Origin of the sequence: Bacteroides sp. 519, from assembly GCF_010500955.1 — a bacterium.
Taxonomy (GTDB): Bacteria; Bacteroidota; Bacteroidia; order Bacteroidales; family Bacteroidaceae; genus Bacteroides.
Map to the genome: position 1 here is coordinate 1 of NZ_QVMJ01000171.1, position 300 is coordinate 300.

Consider the following 300-nt stretch of genomic DNA (forward strand, 5'->3'; position numbering starts at 1 on the left):
GGACCGTTTCTTGTGATGGAAAAAGGAGGATTATCTGCTAACGCATTCAGCATTATCTTCGCTACAAATGCTTTTGGTTTGATGCTGGCATCCGGATCGGAGAGATTTGTGCTTTGACATGGGATAACATAGATACCGAAACTGGCATTATCAATATCAGCATAATAGTGTCGGTCTTCGAAATGTAAGTTATTCCGGTATAAGAAATCCATACTAATTCATCTACAGTCACTGCGTCTCGTTACTGTGACTATTGTTGTTATAACAAAAGAACTATCAAGAGAAAAATATTACAGACTT

General features: G+C 37.7%; 1 protein-coding gene. It reads left to right on the forward strand.

All coding sequences use genetic code 11. From position 1 onward, the window contains the following. The first annotated feature begins 104 nt into the window (after nucleotides 1-104). A complete protein-coding gene (locus D0T85_RS23320; protein WP_370460034.1) occupies nucleotides 105-188 on the forward strand; it encodes a hypothetical protein in 84 nt (27 codons plus the stop codon). The last annotated feature ends 112 nt before the right edge of the window (nucleotides 189-300 follow it).